The sequence below is a fragment of the Natrinema limicola JCM 13563 genome, assembly GCF_000337475.1.
Taxonomy (GTDB): domain Archaea; phylum Halobacteriota; class Halobacteria; order Halobacteriales; family Natrialbaceae; genus Natrinema; species Natrinema limicola.
Window position 1 is genome coordinate 19,950 of the sequence record NZ_AOIT01000021.1, and the last position, 13,936, is coordinate 33,885.

The 13,936-nt window shown below is 63.3% G+C and carries 14 protein-coding genes; 12 read left to right on the top strand and 2 right to left on the bottom strand.

The genetic code is table 11. The features are described from left to right. Window positions 1-19 precede the first annotated feature (19 nt). A complete protein-coding gene (gene aroA / locus C476_RS04260; protein ID WP_008010218.1) occupies window positions 20-1,318 on the bottom strand; it encodes a 3-phosphoshikimate 1-carboxyvinyltransferase in 1,299 nt (432 codons plus the stop codon). A gap of 110 nt (window positions 1,319-1,428) precedes the next feature. On the opposite strand from aroA, the gene C476_RS04265 reads away from it, so the two are divergent. The 4 genes from C476_RS04265 to C476_RS04280 all read left to right on the top strand — a co-directional run bounded on the left by C476_RS04265 (window position 1,429) and on the right by C476_RS04280 (window position 4,063). Next, window positions 1,429-1,992, top strand: a complete 564-nt coding sequence (locus tag C476_RS04265) for a tRNA (cytidine(56)-2'-O)-methyltransferase (RefSeq protein ID WP_008010220.1) — start codon at window positions 1,429-1,431, stop codon at window positions 1,990-1,992. A 94-nt stretch (window positions 1,993-2,086) separates the two neighbouring features. After that, entirely contained in the window at window positions 2,087-2,611 is a 525-nt protein-coding gene (locus tag C476_RS04270; RefSeq protein WP_008010224.1) for a transcription factor TFIIE subunit alpha, read from the top strand. Then, window positions 2,611-3,291 (top strand): DUF2110 family protein, encoded by a 681-nt coding sequence (locus C476_RS04275; protein ID WP_008010227.1) that lies wholly within the window; start codon window positions 2,611-2,613, stop codon window positions 3,289-3,291. The genes C476_RS04270 and C476_RS04275 overlap by 1 nt, the downstream gene beginning before the upstream one ends. 1 nt (window position 3,292) lies before the next feature. Further along, window positions 3,293-4,063: a DUF5803 family protein gene (locus tag C476_RS04280; RefSeq protein WP_008010229.1), complete on the top strand. Its 771-nt coding sequence runs from the start codon at window positions 3,293-3,295 to the stop codon at window positions 4,061-4,063. Between the two features lie 90 nt (window positions 4,064-4,153). On the opposite strand, the gene C476_RS04285 is transcribed toward C476_RS04280, so the two are convergent. Beyond that, window positions 4,154-4,615 carry a chemotaxis protein CheW gene (locus C476_RS04285; protein WP_008010230.1) on the bottom strand — a complete coding sequence of 154 codons (462 nt, stop codon included), beginning with the start codon at window positions 4,613-4,615 and terminating at the stop codon, window positions 4,154-4,156. A gap of 140 nt (window positions 4,616-4,755) precedes the next feature. Between C476_RS04285 and C476_RS04290 the strand changes: the two genes are divergently transcribed. The 8 genes from C476_RS04290 (at window position 4,756) to C476_RS04325 (ending at window position 13,879) form a co-directional block, all read left to right on the top strand. Continuing rightward, window positions 4,756-5,544 carry a chemotaxis protein CheW gene (locus tag C476_RS04290; RefSeq protein ID WP_008010231.1) on the top strand — a complete coding sequence of 263 codons (789 nt, stop codon included), beginning with the start codon at window positions 4,756-4,758 and terminating at the stop codon, window positions 5,542-5,544. 363 nt (window positions 5,545-5,907) lie between these two features. After that, window positions 5,908-6,270, top strand: coding sequence for a chemotaxis protein CheY (cheY, locus tag C476_RS04295; RefSeq protein ID WP_008010233.1), 363 nt, complete (start codon window positions 5,908-5,910; stop codon window positions 6,268-6,270). Continuing rightward, window positions 6,267-7,484, top strand: coding sequence for a chemotaxis-specific protein-glutamate methyltransferase CheB (gene cheB, locus C476_RS04300; RefSeq protein ID WP_008010234.1), 1,218 nt, complete (start codon window positions 6,267-6,269; stop codon window positions 7,482-7,484). The genes cheY and cheB overlap by 4 nt, the downstream gene beginning before the upstream one ends. Further along, window positions 7,477-10,569 carry a chemotaxis protein CheA gene (locus C476_RS04305; RefSeq protein ID WP_008010235.1) on the top strand — a complete coding sequence of 1,031 codons (3,093 nt, stop codon included), beginning with the start codon at window positions 7,477-7,479 and terminating at the stop codon, window positions 10,567-10,569. The genes cheB and C476_RS04305 overlap by 8 nt, the downstream gene beginning before the upstream one ends. A 34-nt stretch (window positions 10,570-10,603) precedes the next feature. Beyond that, window positions 10,604-11,209 (top strand): chemotaxis protein CheC, encoded by a 606-nt coding sequence (locus C476_RS04310; RefSeq protein ID WP_008010236.1) that lies wholly within the window; start codon window positions 10,604-10,606, stop codon window positions 11,207-11,209. Beyond that, window positions 11,206-12,480 carry a chemotaxis protein CheC gene (locus C476_RS04315; protein ID WP_008010237.1) on the top strand — a complete coding sequence of 425 codons (1,275 nt, stop codon included), beginning with the start codon at window positions 11,206-11,208 and terminating at the stop codon, window positions 12,478-12,480. Before C476_RS04310 ends, C476_RS04315 begins: the two co-directional genes overlap by 4 nt. Then, entirely contained in the window at window positions 12,477-12,992 is a 516-nt protein-coding gene (locus C476_RS04320; protein WP_008010238.1) for a chemotaxis protein CheD, read from the top strand. Before C476_RS04315 ends, C476_RS04320 begins: the two co-directional genes overlap by 4 nt. Then, complete coding sequence (locus C476_RS04325; RefSeq protein WP_008010239.1) at window positions 12,989-13,879, top strand: CheR family methyltransferase; 891 nt, start codon at window positions 12,989-12,991, stop codon at window positions 13,877-13,879. The genes C476_RS04320 and C476_RS04325 overlap by 4 nt, the downstream gene beginning before the upstream one ends. The last annotated feature ends 57 nt before the right edge of the window (window positions 13,880-13,936 follow it).

Sequence of the window (13,936 nt, forward strand, 5' to 3'; positions counted from 1 at the left end):
GCCCGACGCCACACAGCGGTTACGCCCGTCGCTCGAGGGCGACGCCCAACTCCTCGAGCATGCCGAAGAAGCCGGGGAAGGAGACGTCGACGTGGTCAGCTCCCTCGATGGTGGTCTCGCCGTCTGCGACCAGCCCCGCGAGGGCAAGCGCCATAATAATCCGGTGGTCGTCGCGGCCCGAGACGGTCGCCCCCTCGAGCGTCGACGCGCCGCCGTGGATCGTCAGTGAGTCCTGCTCTTCGGTGGTTTCAACGCCCATTTTCCCGAGTTCCTCGGCCATCGCGCTCACGCGGTCGGTCTCCTTGTAGCGGACGTGCTCGGCGTTCGTAATCCGTGTGTCGCCGTCGGCGACGGCCCCCAGCGTCGCGATCGTCGGGAGCAGGTCAGGTGTGTCCTCGACGTCGACCTCGACACCGGAGAGTGGTGCTCCGGAAACGTCGATCGTTCCTGCCTCTCGGTCCCAATCGACGTCGGCACCCATCCGCTCGACGATCTCGACGATCGCGCTGTCGCCTTGCGCGCTCGGTTGTGCGCCTTCGATGCGAACCGTCTCATCCTCGGCGGCGGCGATCGCACCCGCCGCGAGCGGGTAGGAGATCGACGAGAAGTCGCCGGGGACCGCGTACTCGCCACCAGCTGGCGCGTAGGACTGGCCACCGTCGACCGCGAAGCCGGTCTCGGTCGTGTGGGCGTCGACACCGAAATCAGCCAGCACCTCGAGCGTGATGTCGACATAGGGCGCGGACTTGAGCTCGGTCTCGAGGTCGAGTTCGATTCCCTCGTCGGTGACCGCACCGGCCATCAGCAGAGCGGTAATGTACTGCGAGGAGACGTCACCCGGAATCGAGACCTCGCCGCCGGCGAGCGGGCCGGTGATGACCAGCGGAGCCTGCCCGTTTCCGCGCGTGCTGTCCGCTTCCACGCCGAGGTCGGCAAGTGCCTCGAGCAGCGGCCCCTGCGGACGTGAGCGCAGCGACTCGTCGCCAGTCAAGACGGTCGTGCCGTCAGCGAGCGCCGCCGCCGCGGTGACGAGCCGCATCGTCGTGCCGCTGTTCGCACAGTCGATGACGTCTGCTGGCACCTCGGGGCGGCCGTCGAAGCCGTCGATCTCGAGGGTGCCGTCGTCGTGTCGGTCGACATCGCCGCCGAACAACTCGACGGCGCGGGCGGTCGCCTGCGTGTCCGCACTCCAGAGGGCGTCGCGGACGGTCGCCTCGCCGGCGTAGCCCGCTGCGAGAATCGCACGGTGGGTGTAGCTCTTCGACGGCGGTGCTCGCGCCGTCCCAGCGACGCGCGAGGGCGTGAGAGTGACGTTCATGGTCGCCCTGTGGGGTGGCCCCACCTTACCGATACCGATCCTGCGAGTCCGAGACGAGAGAGCGGATCGAAAGCGAAACCCCCTAACCCGCTCCGAGAGTGGATGCGAGCATGCACGACGACAGCGAGGTCGCCGTCCTTCGGCTCGGCCACCGCCCCGGCCGGGACGAGCGGATGACGACCCACGTCGGCCTGACCGCGCGGGCACTGGGTGCCGACCGCGTCCTCTTTCCCGATAACGCCGGCCAATCGCTCGAGACCGTCAGGGACATCACCGACCGCTTTGGCGGCCCCTTCGAGGCCGAACTGACCGACTCACCCCACGCCGTCATCCGCAACTGGGAGGGCAAGGTCGTCCACCTCACGATGTACGGTGAGCGCGTCCAGGACGTCGACGATGAGATTCGGACGGCCCACGACAGCGAGGGCGAGGCGCTCTTGCTCGTGGTCGGCTCCGAGAAGGTAACCTTCGATGTCTACGAGGAAGCCGACTGGAACGTCGGCGTCACCAACCAGCCCCACTCCGAAGTCGCGGGGCTTGCCGTTTTCCTCGACCGGCTATTTGAGGGTCGCGAACTCGAGCAAGAATGGGACGACGCCGATCGGACGGTGGTCCCGATGGAGACTGGCAAGCGGGTCGTGCCGGCCGACGACGCGGACGATCGCCACGAGTGAACTGGTCGCCGCCCCCTGTCTACTCGCGACGCGGCGCAACATGATGCGCGGGAGTTAACAAGACTTAATGGCTTCATGCCGTTACGTGTAGGCAATGGCTTTTGAGGACCTGCTCGAGGACCCAGTAATTCAGAAATATTTGCACGAGCTGGTCGGTCCCACGGGGATGCCCGTCGCAGCGGCACCACCGGACGGCGAGGTCACCGACGAGGAACTCGCCGAGGAACTCGACCTCGAGTTAAACGACGTGCGGCGCGCGCTGTTCATTCTCTACGAGAACGATCTCGCGACCTATCGACGGCTGCGCGATGAGGACTCGGGGTGGCTGACCTACCTCTGGACCTTCGAGTACGACAACATCCCGGAGAACTTAGAAGAGGAGATGTACCGACTCCACGAGGCCTTAGAAGAGCGCCAGGAGTACGAGCGCAACCACGAGTTCTACCTCTGTGAGATCTGTTCCATCCGCTTCGAGTTCGGCGAAGCGATGGACTTCGGCTTCGAGTGTCCCGAATGTGGCTCGCCGCTGGAATCGATGGAAAACGACCGCCTGGTCAATGCGATGGACGACCGCCTCGACGCCCTCGAGGACGAACTCAACATCGACGCGGACGCCTAATGGTCGTACTCGCAACCAAACTGTACGTCGAAGGTGACGCCCGCGAGCGCTCGCTGGATTCGTTGCGCTCGCTCGTCAACAACGAGGTCGGCGACCTCGACGTCGAATTCGATATCGGCGTGCGCCACGACGACTTCCCGTCAGTGACGATCGAGGGCGACGACGCCACCGTCGCACGCAACGTCCTCCGCGAGGAGTTCGGCGAGATCGTCCCCGATCTCGAGGCCGGCGAGACCTACGTCGGCACGCTCGAGTCGTGGGACGACGACGGGTTCGTCCTCGATGCAGGACAGGGCGACGGCGTCCGGATTCCGACCGACGAACTCGGGCTCGGCCCGGGATCGGCAACGCAGATCCGCGACCGGTACGGGCTGGTCCAACACATGCCGCTACAGTTCGTCTACGGCGGGGATACCGAACCATCCCGACTCGCCGACGAAACCCAGGACCGTCTCTACGAGTGGACTCGCGGCGACGGCCGACTCAACGTCAACAGCGCCACCCGCGCGGAAGTGCGGGCCACGCTCAATCGTGCCGGCCACGCACAGGACTACGTCACCGTCGAGCGACTCGGCTTGCTCGAGCAAAGCGTCGTTTGTACCGAAGACACCGACCCGCCGGGCCTGCTCGCAAGCGTCGGCGAGTACCTCCCGGCCGAACTGCGCTGTGTCGTTCCCTAGTATGAATCGCCGGCTCGTGTTCGCGACGGTCGCAGTCGCCCTGCTGTTGCTGGGAGCCGGCTGTGCGGCGTTTTCCGGCGGCATCTCCGACGAGGAACTCGACCGCGAGCAAGATTACAGCGACGTTCGCGACAGCGACGCCGACGTCACGATCGCACTCGAGGACGGCGACCTCCTCAACAGCGGCGAGTACCGAACTGTTTACGACTTAAACGGAACCGAAGAGCTCTCGCTGTCTCAGTCGACGATCTACAGTCAGGAACCGCTGGATATCTACAGCGTTCGCTACTGGTATCCCAACGGGACCGAGGTCAACGGCTCTGACCTCGAGATCGAACAGGGCGGGTCGGCGACGACCGTCTCCGTCCCCGACGAGAACGGCACGCTCGCGTTCTCGGGCGATGCCGGCCGGAAGACGTTCCGCCAGCCGGCTTACGTCACGGGCTCGTATGAGGTGCGCCTGCCCGAGAACCACCGGGCGTCGAACTTCTTGTTCGGCGAAGTCTCACCGAACGGGTACGAACGCGAGGTCGTCGACGGGCAGGTGCGCTTCTCCTGGGACGAGATCGACGCGGATCGTACGATCTCGCTACGATACTACCTCGCGCGTGACATTCCGTTGTTCCTTGGCCTCACCGGTGTCGTCGTCCTCTTCGGTGGGATCGGCATCGGATACTACTACCGGCAGGTCAAGCGACTCCGCGAACAGCGCGATGAGTTCGGTCTCGAGCCAGACGACGATTCCGACGGTGGACCTCCAGGACTCCTGTAGACACTGTCGACACCGGCCGTCCCCTTCTGACCGCGTCTCGAAACGGTCTGAGCCGTCGCCACGCACTCGAGTCGAGCGCTCGAATCGGCCTCAGCCGTGCATCGTTTGCTCATTGAGCCAGACGACTTCCCGCCCCTCGATCTCGAGGCGGCCCTTGATATGGGTCGTGTTCACCTGCGGTGGCTCAAGCGCGGCGGGTCGAACGTCGCTGGTCGTTCCCACGTCGTCGATCAGCCAGCCGTAATACCGACCGGTGTCGTCGGTAGCGTCGAAGACGAGCAGTTTCGGCGCATCGACGCGAGCCATTGTGCGAAACGACGCGCCGAACACCCGTGGGAGGTCGACCACCCTGACCCGCTCGCCGGCGACGGTGATCGCCCCCGCGTTCCACGGATCGTCGGCATCCACGAGTGCAGAGTCGTCCGCGATGCCGAGGACTGAGGCGACCGACTCGGCGCTGACACAGTAGCGTCGATCCTCGAGGTCGAACGTGAGGACGGTCACCCGTTTGTCGTCAGCGGTTGCCCCATCGTGGTTCGGTGCCGGTCCCATTTACTTTGAACACGGTCGACGGAGAAAATGAACGCACCGAATCGTTCAACCGGATGGTAACGATGGCGATAGATAAATCGAATGAACACACACGTCGGAGTCAACGTTTTAGTGGTGGACTCTGATACACGAACAGGACGATGGCCCCGGATCTCTCAGAAAAGCTTCTTGGAATCGATATCGACGGCACCGATCGACCCCGCGAGTCGGGCAGTGCCGACGCCGATGGTGACGACGAAGACGTCGTTCAGTTCGTCTTCGTCACCGTCGGAGAATACCGATTCGCGCTGCCGGTCGACGCCGTCAGAACGGTCACGGAACCGCCAACGGAGGTGACTCGAGTGCCACGAACACCGCCTGCGATCGAGGGGCTGATGGACCTTCGTGGCGAGATTACTGCAGTCATCGATCCGCGGGTTCACTTCCCGACCCCCGAGATCGACACGGGGCGTGAGCGACTGGTCGTGTTCGACCGCCCGAGCGATCAGCAATCGGCTGCGATCCGCGTCGACAACGTGATCGGCGTCGAGGTTGTCCCCGAGAGCAACGTGATCGACGACGACAGTGTCGCCGACAGTCCCCTCTCCGGCGATGCCCTCGAGCATCCGTTGGTCGTCGCACTCATCACACAGGAACACGAGCGATCGCAGTCTGACGAGTCGACGAACGTGACCGCGAGCGGCCGCGCAGATGCTGGGACCGGTAGCTCCGAGTCCAGTATCGGCGACGCGTCGACGCTGTCGTCGGGTGGTGGCGCAAGCGGTGGGTTCGGTGGTTCGATCGGCGAGACGTTCGAAATCGAATCGGCTGAAGACGCCAACGACGAACCCGACGGCGACGAGGCCAATGACGTGACACAGGAAATCGTAGTCGAGGCAACCGCACTCATCGATGTCGAACGGATGCTGTTGGCGTCAGGACAGCAGTGAGACGGGCTGCTGTACTGATACGGTCTGCTGTTCCGATGTCCCGGTGGGCCCGCAGGACGGGTCGCCGTTGCACCGGCACTGACTGACAGCAGACCGTATGATGTCCCAGTGGGGTCGCAGTGCGGGTTGCGGTCCCACTGACACTGACTGACAGGAGTCCGTATAAGAGACCCTATCGCTAAGCTGTTCAATCGATACAAAAATTCGGTCGGCAGGCGGGACACGCACGGCCGCAACCGGACCACGTTCGAGACCGCAGTCCGCGTGGAATCTCCGGATCGTCTCTGACATTTATCACGACTGATAATGGGGAGACAGCATTTATGGTAGTTGTATCGCTACCAGAATTTGGTGTACTACTGAATGTCGACAGGGGTGCTCATCGTGGACGACTCTCATTTTATGCGAAACTTATTGCGCCAGATTCTGGAACAAGATTACCGCATCGTCGGAGAGGCGTCTAACGGGGCAGAGGCCGTCAAAATGTACAAAGAACACGACCCCGACGTCGTCATGATGGACATCGTGATGCCCAAATGCAACGGCATCAAGGCGACCGCAGCGATCAAGAAGATCGATCCGGACGCCCGCGTCATCATGTGTACGAGCGTCGGCCAGCGTGAGAAGATGAAACTCGCCGTGAAGGCTGGTGCGGACGGCTACGTGACGAAACCGTTCGAAGAACCCAGCGTCAGAAAGGCCCTTTCAGACGTCGTCGCGGCATGACGAGGGCACTCGTTGTCGACGACTCGAGGTTCATGCGGACAGTCATCGGCAACGCACTCGGTGACGCTGGCTACGAGGTCGAAACGGCTGCGAACGGTTCGGAGGCCGTCGCGCTCGCCAGAACGTTCGATCCGGACGTCATCACGATGGACGTCGAGATGCCCGAGTTAGACGGCATCGACGCCGTCGAACGGATCATGACGACGAACCCGGCCCCGATTCTCATGCTCAGTGTCTACACCGAACGCGGGGCGGAGGCAACACTCGATGCGTTAGAGCGTGGTGCCGTCGACTTTCTGCACAAACCCGATGGCTCCGATTCGCGGACCATCGTCCAGTTGACCGACGAGGTCGTCACGAAAGTCGACGACCTCGCCGATGCGAACGTCTCGACGGTAGCACTCGCTCGAGCCACCGCGACGGCCCACGCGACCCGCTCGAGAGTCGCCGGCAACCCAGGACCAGGGCAGGGGACAACCACCGGAAACGCCGTCGCCGGCGGCAGTGCCGACGTGCAGGTACCCAGTAATCATGGAGCGGTCGGGCCGAACGCACGCTCTGCAATCGAGCCGCTGTCGGAGGCCGACGAAGACACAGTGTCGCTTCCCGCCGAGCGGACGACCGCGCCAACGATCGTCCTCGGAGCGTCGACCGGTGGCCCGAAGATCGTCGAACGCCTGTTCGAGCAGCTGCCGGCCGACCTCGAGGCGAAAGTGCTGGTCGTCCAGCATATGCCCCCCGGATTCACGGAGCGGTTCGCTGACCGGCTCGATACACACAGCGCATATGACGTCTTCGAGGCGTCCGACGGCGAGTGGCTCGAGCCCGGCGAGGTCGCGGTCGCACCGGGTGACTCCCATCTCGAGGTTGCCACCGCGGTCGACGACTGTCTCCGCGTGCGACTCAGCGACGGCGAGCGAGTCCACGGCGTGCGACCGTCGATCGACGTGACGATGGAAAGCGCCGCCGATGAGGTCACAGACGCGCTCTGTGGGGTCGTATTGACCGGGATGGGATTCGATGGTGCGGCCGGTATTGAGGCGATCAAAGCCGTCGAGGGCTATACGATCGCACAGGACAAGGCGACGAGCCCCGTCTTTGGCATCCCCTGTCAGGCAATCAAAACCGGCTGTGTCGACACGGTCGCACCCGCAGACGGGATCGTCGACGCCATCGTCGACGCGTTCACGACGGACGGTGAGAACGATGACTGAGTATCTGACAGAGTTCGTGCAGGAAAGCGAAGAACGGATCACAGAACTGAACAACGCCTTGCTCACCCTCGAGCGCGATCCCGACGACGAGGCGGCGATGGAGAACATCTTCCGGATCGCACACACGCTCAAGGGCAACTGCGGGGCGATGGGGCTCGAATCGGCCAGCGATCTCGCCCACGCGATCGAGGACGTCCTCGACGCCGTCCGCGGTGACGACCTCGAGGTATCCCCGGGGCTGATGGACGACGTTTTCGACGCCGTCGACGAACTCGAGACGATGGTCGACGAGGTCGCTGCAGACGACGAGATCGAGACCGATCCGTCGGCGACGATCGATGCGCTTCGGAGCCGCCTCGACGGTGCGGACGACGAGGCCGCGACGGGACTCGCCGTCCCCTCGGACGACGAGATCGACGCGGTGTGTTCGCGGTTCGATCCGCCGGCAGACGACACCTACGACGTCTATCTCGCCCGGCTGGCGATCTCCGAGCGCGAGGACGTCAACAACGGGACGTTGGTCGTCGATGCGTTGATCGATGCCTTCGATCTGATCGGCACCGATCCGCCACAGTCCCAGATCGCGGCCGACGAGTACGACGGCCGCTTCGATGCCGTCTTCGCCACCGCGGTCGGCGAAGCCGCGATCGCCTCCGGGCTCGAGCCGGTCGACGAGGTCGATGACTTCGAGATCGTCGAGGTGACCGACCGGTTCGAGATCCCCGACGGGTCGGCTCCGTCCGCATCCGACGCCGACCCGGGCGACGACATTTCGTCCGAAGAGGCCCAGGAGCTCGAAGTCGACGAACTCCTCGACGAGTTCGACGAGTTCGACAACTTAGACGAACAGGTCGAAAACATCGACGACGACGAGCTCGAGCCCTTCGACGACATGGGCGAAGCCGGCTCGTTCGACGACTTACTCGGCGAGGACGAAATCGGCGAACTCGACGACGAGCCGGGCGACTCACCTGCTGACCCTGCTCCCGACGCGACGACGACCGCCGATTCCACCGAGGCGACGACTGACGACGCAGCTGCAGTCGACGACGACCCCGACGAGGTCGACGATGCCAGTGCGGTCTTCGACGAACTCAAAGACGAAGTCGAGATGGTCGGCTTCGACGAACTCCAAGACGAACTCGACGAACTCGAGTTCGACGAGTTCGATGACGAGGAGGAAGTCGGCATGGACGAACTCCTCGGCGATGACGCTGCCGACGGTTCGTTTCTCGACGAAGACGCGTCCGAAAGCGAAGTCGACGACGTACTGGTCGATGCGCCAGCCGACGAGACGGTCGAAGACGCGGTCGCCGATAGTGCGACGGCTGACGACCTCGAGACAGCGGACACCGACGAGGGTGACGTCGACACCGATGACAGTGGCTTCGAGCCCGTCGATGAGTTCGAGACCGGCGACGACGGTGATACCGTCGCTGACGACTCGTTCGGTGTGGACGTCACCGACACCGACGAGACGTTCGGCGAATCGGCTGTCGCCGATACGTTCGACTCCGCGGATGCCGACGACGCGCTCGGAGACGAGACGGCTGAGTCGGACCCGTTCGAGACGGCGACTGCCTCGTTCGATGACAGCGGATTCGACGATCCCACAACTGACTCGTTCGAGGCTGGTGACGACGACTTCGAGGCTGGTGACGACGACTTCGAGGCTGGTGACGACGACTTCGAGGACGTCCTCGACGACGTGTTCGACGGGACCGAGGCGTTCGACGGCGCCGATGTCGGATTCGACGCGACGACCGATTCGGAGGCTGGTGACGACTCGAGCGCGCCATCGACGGCGTCATTCGGTGACGATGCAGCCGATTCTGATGCCGATGCGGCAGATGACGGTGTCGTGCGGATCGTCGACGAACCCGAGTTGGTGATTCCGGATATCGACGTCCCCGAACGAGACGAGCAACCGGACGGCGACGAAACGGATGAAGTCCAGTCGGTTCGCGTCGATATCGAGCAGATCGATTCACTGCTGACGCTCGTCGAGGGGCTCGTGACGAGCCGCGTTCGGCTTCGACACGCCGCCGAGGTCGACGAGGATGAGGCTGCCATCCAGACGGAACTCGACGCGCTGTCGGATCTGACGAGTGATCTCCAAGAGACTGTGATGGACATTCGGCTGGTGCCACTCGAGACGGTGACCAACCGACTGCCACGAGTCGTCCGCGACATTGCACGCGATCAGGACAAGCAGGTCGCCTTCGAGATGATCGGCGAGGACGTCGAACTCGACCGGAGTATCCTCGATCGGATCGGTGATCCGCTGATCCATCTGGTTCGCAACGCCGTCGATCACGGGATCGAATCGCCTGACGTGCGCGAGGCGGCCGGCAAGCCCCCCGAAGGCACAGTCGAGGTCCACGCCGAGCGAGAACGCGACCGCGTGACGATCACGGTCGAGGACGACGGGAGCGGCCTCGATCCCGATCGCCTGCGCTCTGAGGCAGTCGACGCTGACGTGCTCACGGACGACGAGGCGGCCGCGATGGCCGACGAGGAGGTCTACGACCTCATCTTCCATTCCGGCCTCTCGACGGCCGACGAGGTGACCGACGTCAGCGGCCGCGGCGTTGGGATGGACGTCGTCAAGCGGACGGTCGAGGACCTCGAGGGAACGGTCTCGATAGACAGCGAGGAAGGCGCGGGGACGACCGTCACGATGACGCTCCCCGTGACAGTCGCGATCGACGAGATCCTGTTCGTCGAAAGCGGCGGCGAGGAGTTCGGCGTCCCGACCAAGGCCGTCCGCGATGTCGAGTCCGCACGGGCCATCGAGACTGTCGACGGCGAGGCCGTCCTCCCCGGCGAGGTCGGCGACTATCCAGTCGTCTCGCTGGCCGACGTCCTCGAGACACCGGCCGCCGGCGAAAACGGCGACGGGATGGTCGTCCGCATCCGCGGGGAGGTCCGCGAGGTCGCCTTGCACTGTGACGAGATCCGTGGCCAACAGGAGGTCGTCGTCAAGCCGTTCGAAGGCTTTATGAGCGGCGTCCCGGGGATCAGCGGTGCGACGGTTCGGGGGCGAGGGGAGGTAGTCAACATTCTAGACGTGACGACACTATGAACGAACGCGAACATCCAACCCTACGGAGGAACCCATGACGATGATGGTCGACATTCGAAAGCTGAGTTTCATAAACGAGATGGCAAAAGTCGGAACGAACGGCGTCGCCGACAACATGAGTAAACTGACCGGCGAGGACGCCCAGATGGAGGTGACCAAGACGAACTTCATCGACGTCGACGACATCGAGTCCCAGCTCGATGGCGGCAAGCGGGTCGGCGTCCGCGTCCGGCTGCTCGACGAACCCCACGGGCACATCCTCATCCTCTTTCCCGAGGCGAGCGCAAAGAAGATCACGGCGATCATGCTGCGCGATGTCGTCGACGATATGGGCGACGTCTCCGGCAAGATGGCCAGAAGCGCCGTCGAAGAGATGGGCAATATGATGGCCAGCGGCTTTATCGACGGCTGGGCTGACGTCCTCGGGCGTGCGATCGACATCGCCGCGCCACAACTCGTCTACGCACCCGCTGGCGACATCGTTACCCGGACGGCCAGTCTCGGCGGCGACGATCTCGCGCTGTTTTTCGATTCGGATCTGGCAGTCCCCAGCTACCAGATCGAAGCCGAGATCTACGCCTTCCCCGACTTGGCAGAGTTCGTCGAAATGGTCAACGATATCGACGTCCAAACCGCATGAAACTCGACGTCAACGCACTGGGAACGTTCTACCGGATGGCTCGAGAGGGAGCCGGACTCGCGGCGGGCCGACTCACGCATATGCTCGGCGTCGAGACGCAACTCGGCGTGACGAAACTCAACTTCATGCGTGGCGAGGAGATCCGCCACGATTTCGATGATTCGACCGAGAAAGTCGGTGTCCGCGTCAAGCTGACCGGCGCAATCGAGGGCTACTCGATCGTCGTCTTCGAGCGTGAGAGCGCACTGCAGGTCGTCGAAACGCTGCTCTCGGAAGCGGGCCCCGACGCTGCTGTTGACGCCGACGTCACCGATGTCGACGCGTTCGACGAGATGACCGAAAGCGCCGCGACCGAGGTCGGCCACATCATGAACAGCGGCTTCATCGACGGCTGGGCCGACGTCCTCGAGGCGGTCATCGACGTCTCGACACCGGAATTCGTCGAGGGCCAGACTGCCGAGCCGTTTTTCGGCGACATCGACGAGGCACCGTCCGATGACGACCTCGCCTTGCTCTTCCAGAGTCGGATCGAGACCGTCGGCACCGAGGTCGGCTTCAACCACTACCTCCTGCCGAAACGCGAGTCGATGTCACGACTTCTAGAGCGGCTTCGCACCAGCGACGGGATCGAGTACGACAAGCTCGAGGGCTTCGACCGGATGGCCGAACGCGGGGCCAAAGAGGTCGCCGAGACCGCGACGACGCTGACCGGGATCGACACAAGCGTCGAAATTCGCCGGCTCAACTTCGTCTCGCTCGAGGCGATCCCCGAACAGGTGGCAAACGAAACGCTCGTCGGCGCTGCCTTCGAGTTTGACGGGCTGCCGAGTGGCTACCTGCTCTTCCTGTTCGACGAGGAGTCCGCCCACGAAATCGTCGACGCGATGGTCCCCATGGCAGTCGACGAGGACGAGGACGGCTTCGGCGAGATGGGGACCAGCGCGATCAAAGAGCTGGGCAACATCATGGCCAGTGGCTTCCTCGACGGCTGGGCGAACGTCCTCGATACGACGATCGACCATTCGACGCCGGAGTTCATCCACGATATCGGCGCTGCGGCCGTCGATCCCGTGATCATCCAGCTCGGCGAAAATCAGGACTTCGCGTTCGTCTTCGACACGATCGTCGTCGCCGACGGCCGCGAGTTCGACTGTCAGGTGTACGCGATCCCTGACGAGTCGGACTTAGAGCGGGCACTGAACAACCTCGAAGTCGACCGGATCGAGGAGACGCCGACGACGGCGGAGTTTCAGGAAGTCGATAACACATGAAAACCTACGGCACCGAACCAGGGGCACCGACGCCGGTCCAGGTCGGCATCTCCGAACTGGCCATCAGCGACGGTGACGACACGCTCAAGTCCTACGGACTGGGCTCGTGTCTGGCCATCGCGCTTTACGATCCGAAAACGGGGATCGGTGGCTTAGCCCACGCCATGTTACCAGATGGCGATGCCGCCGAAAACAGCGACCGCAAACCCGGCAAATACGCCGACACGGCGATCCGCGCGCTGCTCCGCCGGATGGTCGAGCAGGGTGCCCACTACACCGACGTCGAGGCGAAGATCGCCGGCGGCAGCGACATGTTCGAGTTCGAGAGCTTCGGCGAGGGCGTCGGCCAGCGAAACGTCGCGGCCGCGAAAGCCGAACTCGAGAAACTCGGCGTCCCGCTCGAGGCCGAAGACGTCGGCGGCGACTACGGCCGGACCGTCGAGTTTACACCCGGGACCGGGACGCTCATCGTCAAGTCCTCGAACAGCGACAACGGAGTGACGAAGCTGTGATCGACGGCACAGAAGAGACCGGCTTTGACTCCGATCGCGTCGGTGACGACGACGCGTTCGATGACGTCCTCACGTTCGTCGAGAACGAACTGGCCTTCGCGACGAGCCACTACAACGACAGTTATCTCGATCGGCGGGTCTCCTCGCGGATGCGTCGCACCCAATGTGAGACCTACGAAGCATACTTCGAGAAACTGCGAACCGATCCAAACGAACAGAAGGCACTGCTCGAGGCACTCAGCATTAACGTCACGGGCTTCTTTCGTAACCCTGACGTCTGGTCTGGAATCCGAACGGTCCTCCGGCGACTCTCCGATCGGACCGACACCGTCCGGGTCTGGAGTGCTGCCTGTGCCGACGGTCGGGAACCGTACTCGCTGTCGATGCTCGCCCACGACGATCCCGAGATCGACGAGTCGTCAGTCGCAATCCTCGGAACCGATATCAGCGAGCCGGCCCTCGAGACGGCCCGGACGGGCGTCTACGAGGAATCTCGAACCGTCGACTTAGATGACCAGCTTTCTTTTCTCGACGACTACCATCGCTACGTCGATGTCGACGGCCGGACCTTCCAGATCAGCGACGTCGTGAAACGAAACGTCCGCTTCCGGCGTCACGACCTGATCAACGACGATCCGAAGTCGGGGTTCGACCTCGTCGTCTGTCGTAACCTGTTTATCTACATCGACAACGCGTACAAGGAGTCGATGCTCGAGACCATCGCGCGCTCACTGCGACCCGACGGCTATCTCGTCATCGGGAAAGCCGAGACGATTCCACCGACACTCAAGTCAGCGTTTACTGTCTGTGAGGCACGGTTGCGTATTTATCAGCGAGACAATAAGGCTGCCCACGCCGGCTGGCCCGACCATCGCTCGAACTCCTGACGACCCCTGGTGCGGTTTGTTCGGAAACTGGAATCCAACCGACCGTTACATGTCTGC

Excerpts from the sequence above, each read along its gene's own strand:
- aroA (WP_008010218.1), bottom strand. The coding sequence starts at position 1,318 with ATGAACGTCACTCTCACGCCCTCGCGCGTCGCTGGGACGGCGCGAGCA.
- C476_RS04265 (WP_008010220.1), top strand. The coding sequence starts at position 1,429 with ATGCACGACGACAGCGAGGTCGCCGTCCTTCGGCTCGGCCACCGCCCC.
- C476_RS04270 (WP_008010224.1), top strand. The coding sequence starts at position 2,087 with ATGGCTTTTGAGGACCTGCTCGAGGACCCAGTAATTCAGAAATATTTG.
- C476_RS04275 (WP_008010227.1), top strand. The coding sequence starts at position 2,611 with ATGGTCGTACTCGCAACCAAACTGTACGTCGAAGGTGACGCCCGCGAG.
- C476_RS04280 (WP_008010229.1), top strand. The coding sequence starts at position 3,293 with ATGAATCGCCGGCTCGTGTTCGCGACGGTCGCAGTCGCCCTGCTGTTG.
- C476_RS04285 (WP_008010230.1), bottom strand. The coding sequence starts at position 4,615 with ATGGGACCGGCACCGAACCACGATGGGGCAACCGCTGACGACAAACGG.
- C476_RS04290 (WP_008010231.1), top strand. The coding sequence starts at position 4,756 with ATGGCCCCGGATCTCTCAGAAAAGCTTCTTGGAATCGATATCGACGGC.
- cheY (WP_008010233.1), top strand. The coding sequence starts at position 5,908 with ATGTCGACAGGGGTGCTCATCGTGGACGACTCTCATTTTATGCGAAAC.
- cheB (WP_008010234.1), top strand. The coding sequence starts at position 6,267 with ATGACGAGGGCACTCGTTGTCGACGACTCGAGGTTCATGCGGACAGTC.
- C476_RS04305 (WP_008010235.1), top strand. The coding sequence starts at position 7,477 with ATGACTGAGTATCTGACAGAGTTCGTGCAGGAAAGCGAAGAACGGATC.
- C476_RS04310 (WP_008010236.1), top strand. The coding sequence starts at position 10,604 with ATGACGATGATGGTCGACATTCGAAAGCTGAGTTTCATAAACGAGATG.
- C476_RS04315 (WP_008010237.1), top strand. The coding sequence starts at position 11,206 with ATGAAACTCGACGTCAACGCACTGGGAACGTTCTACCGGATGGCTCGA.
- C476_RS04320 (WP_008010238.1), top strand. The coding sequence starts at position 12,477 with ATGAAAACCTACGGCACCGAACCAGGGGCACCGACGCCGGTCCAGGTC.